General features: G+C 69.5%; 17 protein-coding genes. 7 read left to right on the top strand and 10 right to left on the bottom strand.

What is annotated here, in order from left to right; all coding sequences use genetic code 11:
• Positions 1-142 (top strand): sugar nucleotide-binding protein (locus tag HLH28_RS10775; protein ID WP_182958766.1); only part of this gene is annotated, 142 nt, incomplete at its 5' end.
• 12 nt (positions 143-154) lie between these two features.
• Entirely contained in the window at positions 155-1,189 is a 1,035-nt protein-coding gene (locus HLH28_RS10770) for a glycosyltransferase family 2 protein (RefSeq protein WP_182958763.1), read from the top strand.
• A gap of 33 nt (positions 1,190-1,222) precedes the next feature.
• On the opposite strand, the gene HLH28_RS10765 is transcribed toward HLH28_RS10770, so the two are convergent.
• From HLH28_RS10765 to HLH28_RS10755, 3 genes are all read right to left on the bottom strand, one after another.
• Positions 1,223-4,552, bottom strand: a complete 3,330-nt coding sequence (locus HLH28_RS10765; RefSeq protein ID WP_182958762.1) for an efflux RND transporter permease subunit — start codon at positions 4,550-4,552, stop codon at positions 1,223-1,225.
• Between the two features lie 45 nt (positions 4,553-4,597).
• Positions 4,598-5,941, bottom strand: a complete 1,344-nt coding sequence (locus HLH28_RS10760) for a purine-cytosine permease family protein (protein ID WP_246395957.1) — start codon at positions 5,939-5,941, stop codon at positions 4,598-4,600.
• 148 nt (positions 5,942-6,089) lie between these two features.
• Entirely contained in the window at positions 6,090-6,911 is an 822-nt protein-coding gene (locus tag HLH28_RS10755; protein WP_182958760.1) for an SDR family NAD(P)-dependent oxidoreductase, read from the bottom strand.
• A gap of 113 nt (positions 6,912-7,024) precedes the next feature.
• Here HLH28_RS10755 and gmk point away from each other — a divergent pair, with 113 nt between their 5' ends.
• From gmk to HLH28_RS10730, 5 genes are all read left to right on the top strand, one after another.
• Positions 7,025-7,732, top strand: a complete 708-nt coding sequence (gmk, locus tag HLH28_RS10750) for a guanylate kinase (protein ID WP_182958758.1) — start codon at positions 7,025-7,027, stop codon at positions 7,730-7,732.
• A gap of 4 nt (positions 7,733-7,736) precedes the next feature.
• Positions 7,737-9,212: a D-glycero-beta-D-manno-heptose-7-phosphate kinase gene (gene rfaE1 / locus HLH28_RS10745; protein ID WP_182958756.1), complete on the top strand. Its 1,476-nt coding sequence runs from the start codon at positions 7,737-7,739 to the stop codon at positions 9,210-9,212.
• Positions 9,209-10,402 carry an AGE family epimerase/isomerase gene (locus tag HLH28_RS10740; protein WP_182958753.1) on the top strand — a complete coding sequence of 398 codons (1,194 nt, stop codon included), beginning with the start codon at positions 9,209-9,211 and terminating at the stop codon, positions 10,400-10,402. Before rfaE1 ends, HLH28_RS10740 begins: the two co-directional genes overlap by 4 nt.
• Before the next feature lie 103 nt (positions 10,403-10,505).
• Positions 10,506-12,011: a replicative DNA helicase gene (locus HLH28_RS10735; RefSeq protein ID WP_408869840.1), complete on the top strand. Its 1,506-nt coding sequence runs from the start codon at positions 10,506-10,508 to the stop codon at positions 12,009-12,011.
• 76 nt (positions 12,012-12,087) lie between these two features.
• Complete coding sequence (locus HLH28_RS10730) at positions 12,088-13,233, top strand: glycosyltransferase (RefSeq protein ID WP_338029710.1); 1,146 nt, start codon at positions 12,088-12,090, stop codon at positions 13,231-13,233.
• On the opposite strand, the gene HLH28_RS10725 is transcribed toward HLH28_RS10730, so the two are convergent.
• From HLH28_RS10725 to HLH28_RS10695, 7 genes are all read right to left on the bottom strand, one after another.
• Positions 13,220-13,822: a class I SAM-dependent DNA methyltransferase gene (locus HLH28_RS10725; protein WP_182958748.1), complete on the bottom strand. Its 603-nt coding sequence runs from the start codon at positions 13,820-13,822 to the stop codon at positions 13,220-13,222. The two genes, HLH28_RS10730 and HLH28_RS10725, sit on opposite strands and share 14 nt — an antisense overlap.
• Positions 13,815-14,546, bottom strand: a complete 732-nt coding sequence (locus HLH28_RS10720; RefSeq protein ID WP_182958745.1) for a PIG-L deacetylase family protein — start codon at positions 14,544-14,546, stop codon at positions 13,815-13,817. Before HLH28_RS10720 ends, HLH28_RS10725 begins: the two co-directional genes overlap by 8 nt.
• Positions 14,543-15,649, bottom strand: coding sequence for an acyl-CoA dehydrogenase family protein (locus tag HLH28_RS10715; protein WP_182958743.1), 1,107 nt, complete (start codon positions 15,647-15,649; stop codon positions 14,543-14,545). Before HLH28_RS10715 ends, HLH28_RS10720 begins: the two co-directional genes overlap by 4 nt.
• Positions 15,650-15,788: 139 nt before the next feature.
• Complete coding sequence (locus HLH28_RS10710; RefSeq protein WP_182958741.1) at positions 15,789-16,397, bottom strand: IMPACT family protein; 609 nt, start codon at positions 16,395-16,397, stop codon at positions 15,789-15,791.
• Positions 16,394-17,806, bottom strand: a complete 1,413-nt coding sequence (radA, locus tag HLH28_RS10705; protein WP_182958739.1) for a DNA repair protein RadA — start codon at positions 17,804-17,806, stop codon at positions 16,394-16,396. Before radA ends, HLH28_RS10710 begins: the two co-directional genes overlap by 4 nt.
• Before the next feature lie 42 nt (positions 17,807-17,848).
• A complete protein-coding gene (locus HLH28_RS10700; protein WP_182958737.1) occupies positions 17,849-18,640 on the bottom strand; it encodes an ABC transporter ATP-binding protein in 792 nt (263 codons plus the stop codon).
• On the bottom strand, positions 18,637-19,422 hold the full coding sequence (locus HLH28_RS10695) for an MlaE family lipid ABC transporter permease subunit (protein ID WP_182958735.1): 786 nt from the start codon (positions 19,420-19,422) through the stop codon (positions 18,637-18,639). Before HLH28_RS10695 ends, HLH28_RS10700 begins: the two co-directional genes overlap by 4 nt.
• Positions 19,423-19,592 lie beyond the last annotated feature (170 nt).

Here is a 19,592-nt window from a genome sequence, read left to right as displayed (position 1 = left end):
GCCCACCCCCGCCCCCCGCCCGCAGGATTCCCGCCTGGACTGCGCCAGGCTGGAACAGGTCTTCGGCATCCGACTGCCACACTGGCAGAACAGCGTCGCAAGGACGGTCGCCGACATCCTGGCGACCGATCCCGCCCCCTAGACCGGCCGGCCGATGGACGCGATACGTGTCATCGACAGCGCCGATCCCCCCGACGCCCTCGCCGGGGATGGGCCAGGGTGGGACCATGCCGCCGCCCCGCCACGCTCCGCGACGCCGGCCCCGTGCGCCGCTGCCGTGACGATCGTGCTGTCGGTCTATGACGGAGCATCCTTCCTGCCGGCGCAGCTGGCCTCGATCGTGGCGCAGACCTGCCCGAACTGGACGATCCTGTGGCGCGACGACGGATCGTCGGACGGGTCCGCCGCCCTCATGCGGGCGTTCCAGAAGGGCGACGGGGCGGGCCGCTGCATCGAAATCGACGCCTCGGGCCACCATCTGGGCATCGCGTCGTCCTACCTCCGGCTGCTGCGCGCGGCGCCGCGCGGGTCGGTCGTCGCCTTCGCCGATCAGGACGACGTCTGGCTGCCGGACAAGATCCGGCGCGGGCTGGCCCATCTGACGCATGTGCCCGCCGACAGGCCGGCGCTGTATTGCGGGCGGCAGATCCTGGTAGACCGCAATTTGCGGACCATCGGCCTGTCGCCCGCCCACCCCGCGACGCCCTGCTTCCTGTCGGCGCTGACGCAGAATGCCGCGACGGGCTGCACCATCATGCTCAATGACGCGGCACGGGCGGTGATCGAGGCCTGCGTCCCGCCGCCCCCGCCCGTGCTGCATGATTGGTGGGCCTATCTGCTGGTGCTGGGCGCGGGGGGCATGGTGCATGTCGATCCCTGCCCGATGATCCTGTATCGCCAGCATCCCGACAACGCCATTGGCGCCCCCCGCCTGTTCGCCGTTCGCGCCCTGCGCGCGCTGCGGCGGGGCCCCCGCGCCTTCATGACTATGTTCCGCCAGAATATCGGACAGTTGCTGGCCCAGGACGGGGTACTGACCGACATCGCACGTCGTGACCTTGCGCGCATCGGACACGCCCTGCGCGGCAGGCGTCGCGATCGGCTGCGCCTCATGGGCGCCCTGCCGGCGATGGCCCGCCATGGAACGATCGAGACCCTGGTGTTCCGCCTGTGGCTTTTCGTGGGGTAAAAAACCCAGGAGGCATCCAGGGCCGAAGCTGCCTTACCGGGCCGTGTGGCGGTCCAGCGCGTCGGGGGGCGGCAGGATATGCCGGCGCCAGCGTCCCGACAGTTTCCGCACCGCCCATGAACGGATGCGTTCCAGCAACAGATAGACCACCGGCGTGGTATAGAGCGTCAGAAGCTGGCTCATCGCCAGGCCGCCGACCACCGCGATGCCCAGCGGCCGGCGCAGTTCGATCCCGTACCCGGCGCTGACGATCAGCGGCACCGCGCCGAAGGCGGCGGCCAACGTCGTCATCAGGATCGGCCTGAAGCGCTTGGCGCAGGCTTCGCGGATCGCGGCCTCGGGCGACATGGCGCCGTCGCGTTCGGCATGCAGGGCGAAATCCACCATCAGGATCGCGTTCTTCTTCACGATGCCGACCAGCAGGATCATCCCGATCATCGCGATCAGCGAGAATTCCTGCCCGCTGATCCACAGCGCCAGAACCGCGCCCACCGTCGCCGACGGCAGGGTCGACAGGATGGTCAGGGGATGGATGTAGCTTTCATACAGGATGCCCAGCGTCACGTACATCGTCGCCAGTGCCGCCAGGAACACCAGCAATTCGTTGATCAGCGCGGTCTGGAACTGCGCCGCCTGACCCGTGAAGCCACCCTGGATGGTACCGGGGATGCGCATGCGGACCATCGTCGACTCGATTTCCGCCGTGGCGTCGCCCAGCGTCTTGCCCTTCGCCAGATTGAACGAGATGGCGCCCGACACGAACCCGTCGCGATGCCCGACGGAGATCGAGGTCGGCCGCGTTTCCATCCGCGCCACGACCGGCAGCGGCACCATCGTCTCGACGCTCGAGGACACGGCCGAGCCGTTTGACGCCCCGGCGCCGCCGGCCAGCCGGTTGGCCACGGCGTTGCGGAACGATTGCTGGCTCAACGTCGCGGCCTGCGACGCCGCCTGCGCGTCGGCCACGCGTACCCGCACCGTGTTGGACACCGTCCCCCCGCCCGCCGTCCCGCCGGAGGTCGAGACCCGGAAGGCCTGCATCACGTCCGGCGTATCGCGATAGGACGGTGCGACCTCCATGACCACATGATAGGTCGCAAGCGGCGTCGAGATGCTCGACGCGCTGCGCTGGCCGTACGCGTCGAACAGGGCGTTGCCGATCAGCTGCGGCGTGACCAGGTAGCGGGCGGCCGTGTCGCGGGCGATCTCCACATGGACGGCCGAGGCACGGTCGCTCAGGTTGGTGGTGATGTCGGTCATCACCTTGCTGCCCTGCAGGGCCTGCGTCAGCCGGGGCACCCAGGTGTAGATATCCTCGGCATTGTCGCTGCGCAGGACATAGCGATAGGCGCCCTGCTGCTGCCGGCCGCCGCCGCCATTGATGTCGCCCGCCGAAAACAGCGACAGCCGCACCCCCGTCAGGCCCGCCAGGCGCTTGCGGACGCGTTCGATCATCTCGTCCGGGCCGTCGGCGCGGTCGCGCTTGCCGACCATCTGGGCGAAGGCCTGGCCCTCGACCCGCGTATCGCCCGAGAAGGCGGCCACGGATTCGGTGTCGGGATCGGCCATCATGGCATCGCCGACGGCGCGGATCTTGCGGTCCATCGTCTGGAAGGACCCGGATTCGTCCCCCCGGAAATAGCCGACGATCATGGCCACGTCCTGCTTGGGGATAATGTTCTTGGGCATCAGCACGATGATCCCGACGGTCGCCACGACACTCAGCGGCAGGGTGGCCAGCACCCACCACCGATGCCGCAGCGCCCGGTCCAGCGAGCGCACATAGACCCGCAGGATCGCCTCGAACGTCGCCTCGATCCCGTCCGAAAGCCGACGCAGCGCGCGGCGGACCCGCGACGCGCCTGCCGGCAGCGGGGCCGCGTGGCTGACATCCAGCAGCAGGCTGCACATCATCGGCGTCAGGCTGACCGACAGGAACAGCGACACCACCACCGTCACCGCCAGGGTCATCGCGAATTCGTAGAACACCTTGCCCGCCGTGCCCGGCATCAGCAGCAGCGGCAGGAACACCGCGACCAGCGAGATCGTGATCGACAGCACCGTAAACGCGATTTCGCGCGAGCCGAGCAGCGAGGCCTCCAGCCGCCCCATTCCCGCCTCCATGTGGCGGGCGATGTTTTCCACCACCACGATCGCGTCGTCGACGACGAAGCCGGTGGCGATCGTCAGCGCCATCAGCGACAGCGTATCCAGCGAGAACCCCAGCAGCGACATCGCCGCCAGCGTCCCGGCCAGCGAAATGGGCACCGTCACTGCCGGAATCAGCGTCGAGCGCGGCGCGCGCAGGAACACCAGCACGACCCCCACCACCAGCAGGACCGAGACCAGGAGCGTCAATTGCGTATCCGCGAGCGAGGCCCGGATGGTGATCGAGCGATCCATCGCCGGCGTCAGGGTCACGCCGGAGGGCAGCGTGCCCATCATCGCCGGCATCCGGGCCCGAATCTCGTCCATCACATGGATGACGTTGGCGCCCGGCTGCGAACGGACCACGGCCATCACCGCGCGATGGCCGTTGAAATAGCCGGTCCGGCGTTCGTCCTCGACCCCGTCGGCCACGCTGGCCACGTCGGCCAGCCGGACCGGCCGCCCGTCGCGATAGCCCACCACCAGGTCGCGATACTGGGCCGCCTGCCGGGCCTGGTCGTTGGTCGCCAGGCTGTAGCGCTGCGGCCCGACATCGACGAAGCCCTTGGGCGTGTTGGCGTTGGCCGAGGCAAGGGCCGAGCGGACGTCCTCGAACCCGATGCCGTATTTGAACAGGGGGAAGGGATTCATCTCCACCCGCACGGCGGGCGAGGAACTGCCGACCATCTCGATCCAGCCCACGCCCTTGATCTGCGCCAGCATCGGCTGGAGGCGCGTTGTCATGACGTCGTACAGCTCGGCCACCGGCCGCGTGTCCGACGTCAGCGCCATCACCATGATCGGGCTGTCGGCAGGGTTGGCCTTCCAGTATTGCGGCACCATCCGCAGGGTGGTGGGCATGTCCCGCGTCGCCGCCCGCAGCGCCGCCTGCACGTCATTGGCCGCCCCGTCGATGTTCCGGCTGTCGTCGAAGGTCAGCAGGATGAACGAGGTGCTGTCGGTGGAATCGGATTCGATCTCGCTGATGCCGGCGATCTGGCCCAGGCGCCGTTCCAGCGGCGTCGTCACCGAACTGGCCATCTGCTGCGGCGACGCACCCGGCTGGGTCGCGACGACATAGATGATCGGCACCGAGATGTTCGGCAGGTCGCCCACCGGCAGCACGCGATAGGCGAACATTCCCGCGATCACCAGCGCCAGCGAAATCAGGGTCGTGGCCACCGGACGCAAGATGAAGGGACGGCAGGGATTCATGCGGCGCGGGGTGTCGGCGGACGGGTCATCGGGGCGTCAGGATCCTCATGCACGGGCCGACGACGTGCCTGGCCGTCCGGCGCCATACCACAGGGCGGCCCCGAAGAAGCCGACATAATAGCCGATATCCGCCCCGCCCAGCCACCGCGCGACCGGACCGGTATAGAGCTGGCTGGTCGAGAACAGCAGGATCGTCGCCACCGAGGTGACGACGAAGATCGTGGCCCCGCGCGTCCAGCCCGGCGGCACCGGGCGCGGGGTCCGGTCCCCCAGGTACCAGTCCGCCAGCACGATGCCGATCCAGGGCGCGATCCAGTACATCGTCACCACCAGATAATCGGTATACAGCGCGGCATAGCGCCCCGCCCCCGCGACCGCCAGCACATAGCCCAGCGCCGCCGTGATGATCGCGGCCAGCACGCGCGGCACATGGATCCCGGCGGAAATCAGGCTGTAGCTGGCGGTATTGTCGTTGAACGAATTGCCGGTGACCGACGACAGCGCGATCGCCGCCAGCACCACAGGCCCCAGCGGGCCTGCGGCGTGCTGCAGGCTGGCGATCACCGCCGTGGGCGATGGCTCCGCGATGCTGGCCGCCGTCAGCAGGCCCAGGATCTGAAACGGCACGGCCGATCCCAGCAGCCCCGCCAGCGCCAGCCCGACCACCCGGCGCGGATCGCTGTCGGCGGGAAGATAGCGTGTATAATCCGATGAATAGGACGCCCAGGACAGGTTGAAGCTGGCCAGGATCGCCACCGCCAGCAGGAACGTCGCCAGCCCCGGCGGGCGGGCGGCCTGCGGCACCGCGATCCCGCGTGAAACGCATTCCACCCCGATCACGGTGAAGGCCAGCAGCAGGACGCCGCCCAGATATTTCTGCAGCGCCTGCACCATGTCGTGGCCATAGATGCTGGCCACCATCTGCACCGACGCCAGGATGCCCAGGGCCAGCCAGAACGGCAGGCCGATCCCCGCGACGATGGACAGGAACGCGATCAGCGCCGCCGCCGCCGGCACGTTGTTCACCGCGTCCCAGCCGACGCAATAGACCCAGTTGAGGAAGGCGGGCGGCCGGATGCCGATCCGGCCCAAGGCGCGACGCGAGGCCTCCATCTGCGTCAGGCCGGTCGCCGGGCCGATCGACGCCGCCAGCGCCACCGGCAGCGCGCCCACCAGGTTGCCGATCAGGATCGCCGCCAGGCCCGCGCGGAAATCCAGTCCCAGCGACACCAGCAGCACGCCCGTCACCCACCCCCCGGGGCCGAGATTGGGGGAAAAATGGCTCCAGAACACACGATCGACAGGCATGGTCTTGCGCGCGGCCGGAACCGGACGGGACACGGCGGCAACGCCGAGTTCCTCCATCGGAGGCGGGCGCAGAAAAGACATCGTCACAAGCTCCGATCGCGTGGGCATGTCGGCGCAATCGTTGCGTGAATGACCCGTTGTGGCAAGTCGGCGGCCGCGCGAAAGCAGGGGCCCCGGCCCTTGCCGGCTTCGGTCAGAGCCCGACCTTCCTTTTCACGTAGCCGGGTGCCTATGCGGTCCCGCCCCCGGTCTCGGGCATCGAACCCGCCCGCCCTGCCGGCTGGCGGAAATAGAACGCATCCGCCAGGCGCGGCGGCAGCAGGTCCATCGCCCGCGACCCCGCCGCCAGCCACCATGGAAAGGCGATCCGCCGCCGCCCGGCCGCCACCCCGCGCAGGATGGCGGACACCGCATCGTCGACTTCGGTCAGGCCGGGCATGGGAAAGCGGTTGGCTGCCGTCATCGGGGACCGGACGAAGCCGCAGCAGACGCTGGACATCAGGATGCCCTCGCGGGCCATGTTGCCGCCGGTCGCCACCATGAAACGGTCCACCGCCGCCTTGGAGGCGCAATAGGACGGCGTGCCGGGAAAGGAGACATAGGCCGCGACCGAGGCCAGGGCGCAGATCCGCCCCCGCACCCCGTCGGCATCGCGATCCTGCCGGGCCTGGACCGCCAGCGCCGGCAGGACGGTGTTGATCACCCCGCCGAGGTTCGTATCCATCATGCGGCGGACCTGGCCGTCCGGTTCGCATGGGGCCTCGCGGCCGGCGGGACGCGCGGTAGAGGCCGTGATCCCGGCGCAGGCGAACACGAGGTCCAGCGCCCCCACCCCGCCGATCCATTCCTCCATGCCGGCGCGGTCGCGCACGTCCTGGCGGTGGGCCCGCACGGACGCACCGCGCCCGGCGCAGCGTTCGGCCACGTCGCGCAGCCGCGTCGGATCACGCCCCCCCAGATGCAGCAGCGCGCCCGGGCGCGCCAGGGCCAGGGCGATGGACCGGCCAATGCCGGACGACGCCCCCGTGACGAGAATCGTATCCTGTTTCATGTTCGCCAGATTAGAGACCGCCTGATAAAAGACCGCAAACCCGCGTCGGCCCCATCCTGCCAGGGACGGAGGACCGGGGCGGGCCGGTCCAGGATCTGAGGAATGTGCCGCCGATGACGCCCACGAGCGAACGACAGGCCCCTCCCGCGCGCCAGCCGATCGCGCGCCGGGGTGTCTGCCTGGTGATTTCCGCCCCGTCGGGTGCCGGAAAATCGACCATCGCCAACGCGCTGCGGGCGGCCGACCGCCAGCTGCTGCATTCGGTGTCCGTCACCACCCGCCAGCCCCGTCCCGGCGAGACCGAGGGCGTGCATTATCATTTCCGCACCATGGAGCGGTTCCAGCGCATGGCCGAGGACGGCGAGATGCTGGAATGGGCGACGGTGTTCGGCCGGGGCTACGGCACGCCCCGCGCCCCGGTCGAGGCCGCGCTGGCCCAGGGGCGCGACATGGTGTTCGACATCGACTGGCAGGGACACCGGCAGATCCGCGACGCCCTGCCCGACGACGTGGTCAGCCTGTTCGTCCTGCCCCCGTCGCTGGCCGAGCTGGAACGCCGGCTGTGCAACCGCGCGTCCGACCATGCCGAGGAAATCGCCCGCCGGATGAAGGCCGCCCGCGACGAGATCTCGCACTGGCGGGAATTCGACCATGTGATCGTCAATACCGACCTCGACCAGGCGATCGCCGAGGCCCGCTCGGTGCTGGTGGCGGCCCGGCTGGAAACCCGGCGCCAGGCAGGGCTGGCCGGCTTCGTCGCCGGGTTCGACGCCGCCGGACCTGATGCCCCCGGGACGGGCGCCGCCGGATCCGGCACGTAGGGCCGTGGATTTCTCGTCGATCACGGTGCTGTGCATCGGTGACGTCATGCTCGATCGGTTCGTCTATGGCGAGATGGAGCGCATTTCGCCCGAGGCCCCGGTTCCCGTCCTGCGCCTGGGCCGCACGCGCGAAATGCCCGGCGGCGTGGGCAACGTGGCCAACAACATCCTGTCGCTGGGCGGCCGGGCGATCCTGATCGGGCTGGTGGGCCGGGACGCGCCGGGGGCGGCGTTGCGCACGCTGCTGGGCGCGCGGCCGGGGCTGACCGACGCGCTGGTGGACACCGACGCGCGGCCGACGATCTGCAAGACCCGCTTCATCGCCGCCAACCAGCAGGTCATCCGTGCCGACGAGGAAAGCCGCCTGCCGGTGCAGGACGCCGAGACTCGCGCCCTGATCGCCGCGATCGACGCCCATGTCGACGCCGCCAGGATCGTCGTGCTGTCGGATTACGCCAAGGGCGCCTGCGCCGAGCCGGTAGTCCGGCACGTCATCGCGCGTGCCCGGGCGCGATCCATCCCGGTCTTCGTCGATCCGAAATCGCGCGATTTCTCGCGCTATCGGGGGGCTGCCTGCATCACGCCCAACGCCCGCGAACTGGCGCAGGCGACCGGCCTGCCGGTGGACAGCGACGCCGAGATCGAACAGGCCGCCCGCGCCGCCATGATCCAGGCCGACGCCGGCGCCATCCTGGCCACCCGCTCGGAAAAGGGCATGGCCCTGGTCGAACGCACCGGCACCGGCCCGGCCGGCACCGTCCAGACCGTGCCCGCCCGCGCGCGCGAGGTCTTCGACGTCTCGGGCGCGGGCGACACGGTGATCGCCACCCTGGCGCTGGCCGCGGCGTCCGGCATGACCCTGGCCCAGGCGATGCATGTCGCCAACGCGGCGGCGGGCGTCGTGGTCGGCAAGCTGGGCACCGCGACGGCGGACATCGCCGAGGTGCTGGCCGAACTGGACGCCCAGGACCATGCCCACGTCGCCGGCGCGCCCGGCCTGCTGTCGCGCGACCAGGCCGCGGACCAGGTCGCGCGCTGGAAGGCGCAGGGCTTGCGGGTCGGTTTCACCAACGGGTGCTTCGACATCCTGCATCCCGGCCATGTCGGGCTGCTGGCGGCGGCCCGGGCGGGGTGCGACCGGCTGGTCGTGGCGCTGAACACCGATGCCAGCGTGGCGCGGCTGAAGGGTCCCGACCGCCCGGTCAACACGCTGCGCGATCGCGCGACGGTCATGATGGGAATCCGCCATGTCGACGCCGTCGTCGCCTTCGACGAGGACACGCCACTGAATCTGATCCGGCTGCTGCTGCCCGACGTGCTGGTGAAGGGCGCCGATTACGCTCCCGACCAGGTCGTGGGCGCCGACGTGGTGCAGGCGGCCGGCGGTCGACTGCTGCTGGCGCGGCTGGAAGATGGACAGTCGACGACGCGAACCCTGGGCCGCATCCGTGCCGGCACAGTTGGGACGCGGGAGCGGTGATTGCGCCCGCGCCGACGCTGCCGGACGGGGTCCGCCGGGCCCATGCCGCGTTCGGATCGTGGCTGTTCGATCGCGCCCTGCCCGTCTGGGGCACCACCGGGTGCGACGGCGACGCCCACGATCCGGCCCGCCTGGGCGCGCGGGAACATCTGAATCCGGACGGCACGGCGGCCGATCCGGGCTTCAAGCGCATGCGCGTGCAGGCACGGCAGCTTTATGCCTTCACCCGTGCCGCACTGTATGGCTGGCCCGGCGGCGCGGCACGGGCCGAAGGCATCTATCGCTTCATGCGGCACGGCCTGCGCGACGATGGCGGATGGGTCCGCCGCCTGGCCACCGACGGCGCGGTGCTGGACCCGACGGCCGATCTGTACGACCTGGCCTTCATCATCTTCGCCCTGTCCTGGTATGGTCGGCTGGACACCTCGGGCGCGCCGGTCCGCCTGGCGCGCCAGACCGTCGCCTGGCTGCGGCGGGCCATGGCCACCCCCAATGGCGGATTCCTCGACACCCTGCCGCGCACGGGCGGCCCCCGGCAGCAGAACCCGCACATGCATCTGCTGGAAGCGGCGCTGGCGCTGTTCGAGACCACGGGCGACGAGTCCGACGCCACCCTGGCGCACGACCTGGTCGCGCTGTTCCGCACCCGCCTGTTCGACGCGCGGACGGGCACACTGGGGGAGGCCTTCACCGACGACTGGCAGCCCATGCCCGGCGAGGTCGGCCGCCTGGTCGAGCCCGGCCACCAGTACGAATGGGTGTGGCTGCTGCGGGAATACGGGCGCCTGACCGGCCGCACCCTGCCCGACCACGCATGCAGCCTGTTCGGATTCGGCCACCGCCATGGCGTCGATCCCCATACCGGCCTGGTCCGCGACGTCCTGCGCCGCGACGGCGCCATCGTCCGAGGATCGGCGCGGCTGTGGGCGCAGACCGAGGGCCTGCGCGCGGAAATCGCCATGCACCGCCCCGAATCCGGCGGAGAGCGGATCGTGCGTATCGTCGATAATCTGCTGGATCGCTATTTCGCCGACTGTCCGCCCGGCATGTGGAACGACCATCCGGACGACATGCTGCGCCCGATGGGCGACCGGATCCCGGCCAGTTCGTTCTACCACATCGTCGCGGGCTACGCGGAATTGGACCGGATGGTCCGCGACGTCCCCGCCGCACCGCTGCGCGGCGACTGAACAAGGGGGACGCGGCACCGTCCGGCAAAGTTATCCCCATGTTCCTCGGTTATCCACAGACCAGTCCACAGCTTCCGTCTGGTAAGAGGATCGCGTGAACCAGATCGACCCCTCCCCGGACGAGTCCCGCGCCGGCGACAGCCTGCTCGGCCTGTCGCAACGCCAGCCCCCCGCCAACATGCAGGCGGAACAGGCGCTGCTGGGCGCGCTGCTGACGAACAACCGCGCCTACGACCGGGTTTCGGACTTCCTGACCGGCGAACATTTCGCCGATACCGTCAATGGCCGGATCTATGATTCCATCGCCCGGCGGATCGAGGCCGGGCACCTGGCCGACCCGGTCACCCTGCGCGCGGAGTTCGAACATTCCGGCCTGCTGGATTCGGTGGGGGGCACCGCCTATCTGGGCCGGCTGCTGACGGCGATGGTCGGCATCATCAATGCCGGCGATTACGGCCGCGCGATCCACGACGCGTGGGTCCGCCGGCAGCTGATCGATATCGGCGAGACGGTCGTCAACAACGCCTTCGGCGCGCGGCCGGACCTGGACGGCGTGGACCAGATCGCCGCGAGCGAGGAGGCCCTGTTCCGCCTGGCCACTGAAAAGGGGCAGGACGGCGGTTTCACCAGCTTCGACCGGGCATTGGCCGATGCGCTGGACGTGGCGGAAAAGGCATTCCACCGCTCGGGCGACGTCGTGGGCCTGACCACCGGCCTGCGCGACCTGGACAAGAAGACCGGCGGCCTGCACCCGTCGGATCTGCTGATCCTGGCCGGCCGCCCGGCCATGGGCAAGACGGCGCTGGCGACCAAGATCGCCTTCAGCGCCGCCCGCGCGCTGATGCGCGAGGCGCAGGACGCCGCGCCCGGGACCCAGCCCAAGGGGTCGGTCGCGATCTTCTCGCTGGAAATGTCGGCCGAGCAGCTGGCCACTCGTATCCTGTCCGAGCAGGCCAGCGTATCGGGCGAGCGCATCCGGCGCGGCGATATCGGACAGAAGGAATTCGACCGGTTCGTCCATGTTACCCGCGAACTGGCCCAATTGCCGCTGCATATCGACGACACGCCGGCGATCTCGCTGTCGGCGATGCGCACGCGCTGCCGTCGCCTGGCCCGCACCAAGGGGCTGAGCCTTGTGGTGGTCGATTACCTGCAGCTGATGCGCCCCTCGGTCGGCACCCGGCCGGAAAGTCGCGTGCTGGAAATCTCGATGATCACGCAGGGGCTGAAGGCCATCGCCAAGGAGCTGAGCGTCCCGGTGATCGCGCTGTCGCAGCTGTCGCGCCAGGTGGAAAGCCGCGAGGACAAGCGGCCGATGCTGTCGGACCTGCGCGAATCCGGATCGATCGAGCAGGACGCCGATGCCGTCATGTTCGTCTATCGCGACCAGTATTACCTGCAGCAGCGGCAACCCAAGGAAACCGCCCACGAGTCGAGCGAGAAATACCAGACGGCGATGGAAGAGTGGCAGCGCAAGATGGATCTGGCGCACAATCGCGCCGAGCTGATCCTGGAAAAGCAGCGCCATGGTCCCACCGGTACCGTCCATCTGTTCTTCGAAGGCGAATTCACCCGCTTCGGCGACCTGGACCTGGTACACGACACCTGACCGGCACCGGGCCGGCGCGCAGGCAACCTGACACGTCGTTTCCCGTTGAGAGCATTCCCCTGCCAGAGCACTGCCCGTGCCCAACCGGTCCCATTCGCCTCGCCTGCCGATCGTCGCGGCCATTCCGGTCCGGGACGAGGAATCGCGTATCGGTCCCTGCCTGCGGGCCCTTGCGGCGCAGGACGAAAACACGCCCGGCCATGTCGTCCTGCTGGTCAACAACACCACCGACGGGACCGTCGCCTGCGTGCGCGACATGGCGCCGTCCCTGCCTTTCCCCCTGACGGTGGCCTGCCGTGTTTATCCCGACGCGCAGGCCCATGCCGGCACGGCCCGGCGCGAGGCCATGGAGATCGCGGCCGGAATCGCCGGCGCCGACGGGATCCTGCTGACCACCGATGCGGATGGCATCGCCGCCCCTGACTGGATAGCGCGCACCTTGTCCGCGTTTGCGGCCGGGGCGCAGGTCGTGTGCGGACGGGCGCGGATCGATCCCGTGGAGGCCCTGGCCATTCCGGCGCATCTCCATCGCGACGACGAGCGTGAGGTCGCCTACGGCACGATGCTGGACCGCATCCATGACCTGGCGAACCCGGACCCGTTCGACCCGTGGCCCCGTCATACCGAACATTCCGGTGCCAGCATTGCCGTAACCGTAGCCGCCTGGACACGGGCGGGGGGGATTCCCGCCCTCCCGATTGCCGAGGACCGCGCCTTTGTCGCCGCCCTGCGACGCATCGACAGCCCGATCCGCCATGCCCCCGACGTGCAGGTCACCGTCTCGGGCCGCACTCTCGGCCGGGCCCGGGGCGGGATGGCCGATACCATCGCGCGGCGCATGGCACGCCAGGACGCGTTGCTGGACGACAGCCTTGAACCGGCCGGCGACTGCCTGCGCCGCGCCCGCGCCCGGGCATGGCTGCGACGTCTCTATGACGAACGGCGGATGGGCATCGACGCGCAGGCGTCGACGGCCGGCCTGGCCGCGCTGCTCGGCGTCCCTCCGCGTCATGTGGCCCACCGGACGACCGGACCCTTTTTCGGCCTGTGCTGGGAACGGCTCGAGACCGAAACGCCGTCCCTGCAGCGGCGACGCGTCCAGCGGCGCGATCTCGCACGGCATCACGCCCGGGCGATGTACATCGTCGCCGGCCTTCTGGAGGGGACATGTGTCCTGAACGACGGGCAAGAGCTCCGATCCGCCCCCGTCACGCCCCTTTGATCCCGTTGGCGAGCCGGTCGATCCGATAGCTGTCGTGCCGTTCGGAAAAATCCTTTTCCATGGCGGCAATGCGACAATGCCGAATGAAAAGGTCAGCCGCTTCATCCCCCGTGCAGGGCGTGTTCGTCTCCCCGGTCCAGTTCACAAGCAGGATCGAGGCATCGGGTCGCCGGACCGCCAGGACCCGGTCGGCCAGCAGCCCGATGTCCTCCGGTGACAGGAAATACAGGAGTTCGGAAACCAGGATCAGGTCGCAGGACCCCGATGCCAGGGCCGGAAAGGCGTCCGGCAACTGCCCCTGGTGAAACGACACCGCGGGCCAGTCCCGGCATCGCGTCCGCGCCCGCCGCAACGCCGCTTCCGCCACGTCCACAGCCAGTATCCGATCGCAACAGGATGCGAGTTCCGCCGTCATCACCCCGATGGAGCAGCCAAGTTCCAGCGCAAAGTCGAAATGCCGCCCGCCGAGCGCCGCCAGCGTCCGGGCATATTTGCGACGTTCATATTCACGCGTCTCGAATCCCCAGGGGTCCGGATGGTCTTCGTACAGGCGGGCGAAGATCGACCCCGGCCAGCTCTCCCTACTCATCGTCGAGAAAGACCTCGAAGGAAACATCGAAGACCGACAACAGGTTTTCCGGAAGCCGGAAGCCGGTCGGATCGTCCCGGATCAGGTCGCCGTATTGGCTTTCATGCGCGCGGATCGCCTCCGCCTTCACCGACCGATAGCGTGTGATATCGAGGCGCATCCCCCGAGGCGGCCCCTGCTCCAGTTCGGTCTCCGGCGCAATCAGCCATCCCCATACCGGATAGGCGAGCAAGGGCAGATCGTGCATATCCCTCAAGGCCACGCCCATTTTCCATACGGCCTCATGATCGCAATGCGGGTCATGACGCCAGGGGGCCAGGACCGTGCCGCACGCGTGCCGTGCCGCCAGTTCGGCCAGCGTCGCGACCGCCCGGTCGAATTCCGGGCCTTCATGCGGTGCGGCCGCGTCCGGCAGGTCGAGAAAGACGATGCGTCCCGGCGCAAGTCCGAGGATGGAGGCGGCATTGCGCGCCTCGGCCTGCCGCCGGGCCCGCAGGCGCGCGGCCGGCCAGGCGCGCGAATGGGGATGGGACGCGGCACCGTCGGTCACGATCACCACCAGTGGCGGCCGCCCGGCGGCGCAGCATGATGCGATCAGCCCCCCGCAGCCCAGGCTTTCATCGTCGGCATGAGGGGCCAGGATCAAGGCGGTGCGTGGCACGATCTGGTCCAGCGGCCGGAAGGGCAATGCCCGGAATGCGTCCTGGATCCGTCCGGCCCTCATGCATCTCCCTCCGGCTGGGGCAGATCGCGGTGGGTGAACCAGCCCGCCGCCTCGACCAGCGTTTCGTCGGGCGCGGGCTGACGCAGATAGGTCGCCAGATCGCGCTGGATCCGCTCGACGACATTGCTCTTCACGAAAGCCGACAGGCCGAGCCCCCGCTGCACGAGTTCGATGACGTCAAGGCCCGCGCGCTCGGTCGCAATCCGGGCCAGATTGACGGTGGCGGCGACATCGCCGGGATCGGATCCGTGCCCTTCCGCCACCAGGGCGGCCTTCCTGGCCCAGAGCGACGCGGTCTCCCGCGCGATCAGCGCCATGCCCATGCGCACGCGCTGATGGGGGTTCGCGTCACGCGACCTGTCGGCCAGTTGCAGGCGCAGGAGATCCACCAGCCGGTCGATCCCCCCCAACGCCACGGCAATGCCCCGCCACGCCCCGGCCGAGAATTCCGGCTGGCGCATATAATCCCCCGGCAACCCGATCAGCGCGTCCGGCGTCAGGACCATGCCCGTAAAATCGCAGCGCCCCGTGCCCGCCCCGCGCATGCCACTGATCCCGCCGATCGACGGGCTGGCCGAACGGGGGTCATCGCGTCGGACCAGCATCATGCGCGTGTCGCCGTTCGGCGCCCGCGCCGTTATCAGGGGACGCGTAACGTGCAGGGCCCCGGACGCGAACAGTTTTTCGCCGTGCAGCACGATCGCCGCGCCATCGTCGTGGAACCGAACGGGTTCGACCCCTTCCGTCACCCAGATGCCGAACAGCGCCCCGTTCCGCACGTCCGCCGCCACCTGCTGCATCTGCGCGTCCGTTCCATAGCGGGCGACCAGCCGGATGGCGTTTACATGCCCCTCCAGCAACCGCCCCAGGGCCAGGCTGCCCTGTCCCACCAGGCGCAGAAGCCGCAGAAGAGGGAGCGCACCCGCGGGCTCCGTCCCGTATCCGTATCCCCCCGACGCGTGCGGCAATGGGGCGGAAAACGCCCCCAGGCGTCGCAGACGGGCCATGCCGTCGCGCGGAAAGACGGCATCGCCATCATTTTCCGACGCCTCCTGCTCCAGGACCGGCAACAGTTCGATCAGGGCGGCAAAGGGAAAACTCATGTCTTGCCAACGCTATGAACGCCAGGATGTTTCCCCCGTGGCGCAGGCAAGGGTTTCACCTTTGACCCACCAAAGGGCGGAGCCCTTTGGAAACCAAGCACATTTCGGCCTTCCTCGGGTCGGGCGGAGGCGGCCCTCCTTACGGGGCCTCGTCATCCAGGATGCGCGGCACCGACTGCCCGCGCGTCAGGTCGGCAATCCGCGCCACCGCTTCCGCCACCCGGTCGTCGGGCACGGCGATCACCAGCGCCGCGCCGGCCGCGTCGAACGACTCGTCCTCGACCGCCGCGTCCAGCGCCCCCAGCCGTGCGCGCAGCAGCGCAAGATCCGCGAAGCCGCAATGCAGGGTCAGCCGCGTCGTGGGCACGATCGGCAGACGGGGGGCCAGCCGCAGGCATTCCGCCGCCGTCCCGCCATAGGCCCGGACCAGCCCCCCGGCGCCCAGCTTGATGCCGCCGAACCAGCGCGTGACCACCACGACCGTCCGGTCGAATCCCTGCCCGTCGATCACCTGCAGGATCGGCCGGCCTGCGGTGCCGCCGGGTTCGCCGTCATCGTCGCTGCGGTAATCCTGCCCGATGCGGTACGCCCAGCAATTGTGGGTGGCGTCGGCGATGCCGACCGCGCGCACGAAGGCCAGTGCCTCGGCCGGGGAGGCAACCGGCGCCGCCTGCGCCAGGAACAGGCTCTTGCGGACCTCGCGCTCCAGCCGGGCGGGGACGGCGAGCATGACACGCCCAGCGGTCATGCCGCGTCCCCGTCCCCCTCCACGCCGCCGAACAGCGCCACCAGATCGCCCAGATGCCCGATCTCGTTCAGATGCAGCCCCTCGGGCGCCACCAGCCGCGTGTTGCCCCGGGCGATCCGGCGCGGCAGGAAGGCGGCATCGAAGCCCAGTTTCTGCGCCTCCTTCAGGCGGGCGTCGGCCTGGGCGACCTGCCGGACCTCGCCCGACAGGCCGACCTCGCCGAAATAGACCGCGCCGGCATGCGTCGGCCGTCCGGTGGCGGCGGACACCAACGCCGCCGCCACCGCCAGATCCGCCGCCGGTTCCAGCACCCGCAGGCCGCCGGCAATGTTCAGGTGGACGTCCATGCCGTGCAGTTTCAGGCCGCACCGCGCCTCCAGCACCGCCAGCAGCATGTTCAGCCGCGAGGTATCCCAGCCCACGACGGCGCGGCGCGGCGCGGCATCGCCGGATTTGGGCGACAGCAGGGCCTGGACCTCGAGCAGGACAGGGCGCGTGCCCTCGATCCCCGCGAACACCGCCGACCCGGCGATGTGGCCGCGCCGTTCCGCCAGGAACAGGGCGGACGGATTGGGGACCTCGACCAGCCCCTGGTCGGTCATGGCGAAGACGCCGATCTCGTCCGTGGCGCCGAACCGGTTCTTGGCGGCGCGCAGGATACGGAACTGGTGGCCGCGATCGCCCTCGAAATACATCACGGCGTCGACCATGTGTTCCAGCACGCGCGGGCCGGCCAGCGCGCCCTCCTTGGTCACGTGCCCGACCAGGATCAGGCTGAAGCCCCGCTGCTTGGCCAGGCGGATCAGTTCGAACGCGGTTGCGCGGACCTGGCTGACGGTGCCGGGGGCGCTGTCCACGCTTTCCAGCCACATCGTCTGGATCGAATCGATGACGACCAGCGCCACGTCGCGCTCGGCCTCCAGAGTGCCGGCGATATCGGTCACGTTGATCGCCGCCGCCAGGTCCAGCCCGGGCGCGTCCAGCCCCAGCCGGCGGGCGCGCAGGCGGATCTGGTCCACCGCTTCCTCGCCCGAGATATACATGACCCGCCGGCCGCTGCCGGCCAACGCGCAGGCCGCCTGCAGCAGCAGCGTCGATTTGCCGATCCCCGGATCACCGCCCACCAGCACGACCGATGCCGGCACCAGGCCGCCGCCCAATACCCGGTCCAGTTCGCCGATGCGGGTGCCGATCCGGGGCGGGGGCTCCGCCCGGCCATCCAGGCTGACGAACGCGATCTTCGTCCCCCGCGCGCGCCGGGACGCGGACGCCCCGGTCGCCGAGGGGGTCGCGGCCTCCTCGACGATGCTGTTCCATGCGCCGCAGGCCTCGCACCGGCCGGCCCATTTCGGGAACGTCGCCCCGCAGGACTGGCAGACATAATGGGGCGAAGACGGACGACGGGCCAAGCGACGTACTCCGGAACGGAAACGGACGGGACGGCGCGCGTGCTAGCGGCGCAGTTCCATGCTGATCGGACCCTCGCGCCGGCCATGCGTGAACTGGTCCACCATGGGATTGCCGCTGTCCAGCAGCGCCGATGCCGCCCCCTGCCAGATCAGCTTGCCTTGATAGAGCATGGCCGCCCGGTCGCCAATCCGCTGGGCCGAGGCCATGTCATGGGTGATCGCGATGGCGGTCGACCCCAGCCGGCGCACGCAATCGACGATCAGCCCGTCGATCACCGCCCCCATGATCGGGTCCAGCCCGGTGGTCGGTTCGTCGAAGAACAGGATGTCCGGCTGCGACGCGATCGCGCGCGCCAGGCCGACGCGCTTCTGCATGCCGCCCGACAGTTCGGAAGGGTACAGCGCGCCGACCGACGGATCCAGCCCTACCTGTTCCAGCACCTGCCCGGCATGGGCGCGGGCCTCGGCGCGAGCCATGCGCGCGCCGTGCCGGCGTCCGGCGGCCATCAGGCCGAAGGCCACGTTTTCCCAGACGCTGAGGCTGTCGAACAGGGCGCCGTTCTGGAACAGCATGCCGATCTTCTCGATCGCGCCTTCGCGCCGGCGCGGGGGCAAGGTCAGGATATCCACGCCGTCGATCTCGATCGATCCGGAATCCGGCGCGATCAGGCCCAGGATGCAGCGCAGCAGAACGGACTTGCCGCTGCCCGACCCGCCGATGACCACGCAGGAGGTTCCCGGCATGACATCGAGGTCGATGCCGTCGAGCACCCGTTTCGGGCCGAAGGATTTGGTCAGGCCGCGAATGCGGATCTTGGGTGTTGCGTCCGTCATTGCGAGAAGAACACGTCGGTCAGCAGGTAGTCGAACGCCAGCAGCAGGATCGAGGCCCCCACCACGGCCGACGTCGTGGCCGCCCCCACCCCTTCCGCGCCGCCCCGGCTGTGATAGCCGTGGTAGCAGCCCATCAGCGCGATCAGGAACCCGAAGACCGCCGCCTTGGCCAGCCCCACGGTGATGTCGATCGGCTTTACCGTCGCCAGGGTCGCGGCGATATAGGCCGGCGCCGAGAAATCGAGCTTGACGACCGATACCGTGAATCCGCCCAGCACGCCCAGGATGTCGGCCACCAGCACCAGGAACGGCAGCGCCAGCGTCCCGGCCAGCAGCCGGGGCGTCACGAGGTATTTCACCGGATTGGTCGACAGCGTGGTCAGGGCGTCGACCTGGTCGGTGACGCGCATCGTCCCGATTTCCGCCGCCATCGCGGCGCCGACGCGGCCCGCGACCATCAATCCCGCCAGCACGGGCCCGAGTTCGCGGGTGACCGACAGGACCACAATCCCGGCGATCGCGCTTTGCACATGGTACTGGGCAAAGCCGGTATAGGATTGCAGGGCGATGACCCCGCCCGAGAACAGCGCCGTCAGCGCCACCACGGGCAGCGAGAAGAATCCGATCTCGACCAGCGATCCCAGGAAGATGCGCCAGTAGAAGGGCGGCCGGACCAGGTGCGACAGGCCGGCCAGGCCGAACAGGGCCAGGGCCCCGGCCGTCCGGACCAGATTCAGCGCCGCGCGGCCCAGTGCCGCGATGAAATCGAGGATGACGTTCACGAGATGCGCCGCAGGTCACCCCGGCAGGTACGTCTATGTCTGGGGCGGACGCTTCTGGCAGGTCGATAGGACATCATAGTGCCGTAGCGCGGGACGAGGAGGACGTCAAAGCAAGGAACGCCCGTCGGCGTGAAAAACGGTCCCCAATAAAAAAAGCGGCGTCGTGAAAC

Origin of the sequence: Gluconacetobacter tumulisoli, assembly GCF_014174155.1 — a bacterium.
In the GTDB taxonomy this organism is placed as follows: domain Bacteria; phylum Pseudomonadota; class Alphaproteobacteria; order Acetobacterales; family Acetobacteraceae; genus Gluconacetobacter; species Gluconacetobacter tumulisoli.
The sequence above is the reverse complement of the archived record's forward strand: the minus strand, read 5'-3'. Positions and strand labels throughout refer to the sequence as shown.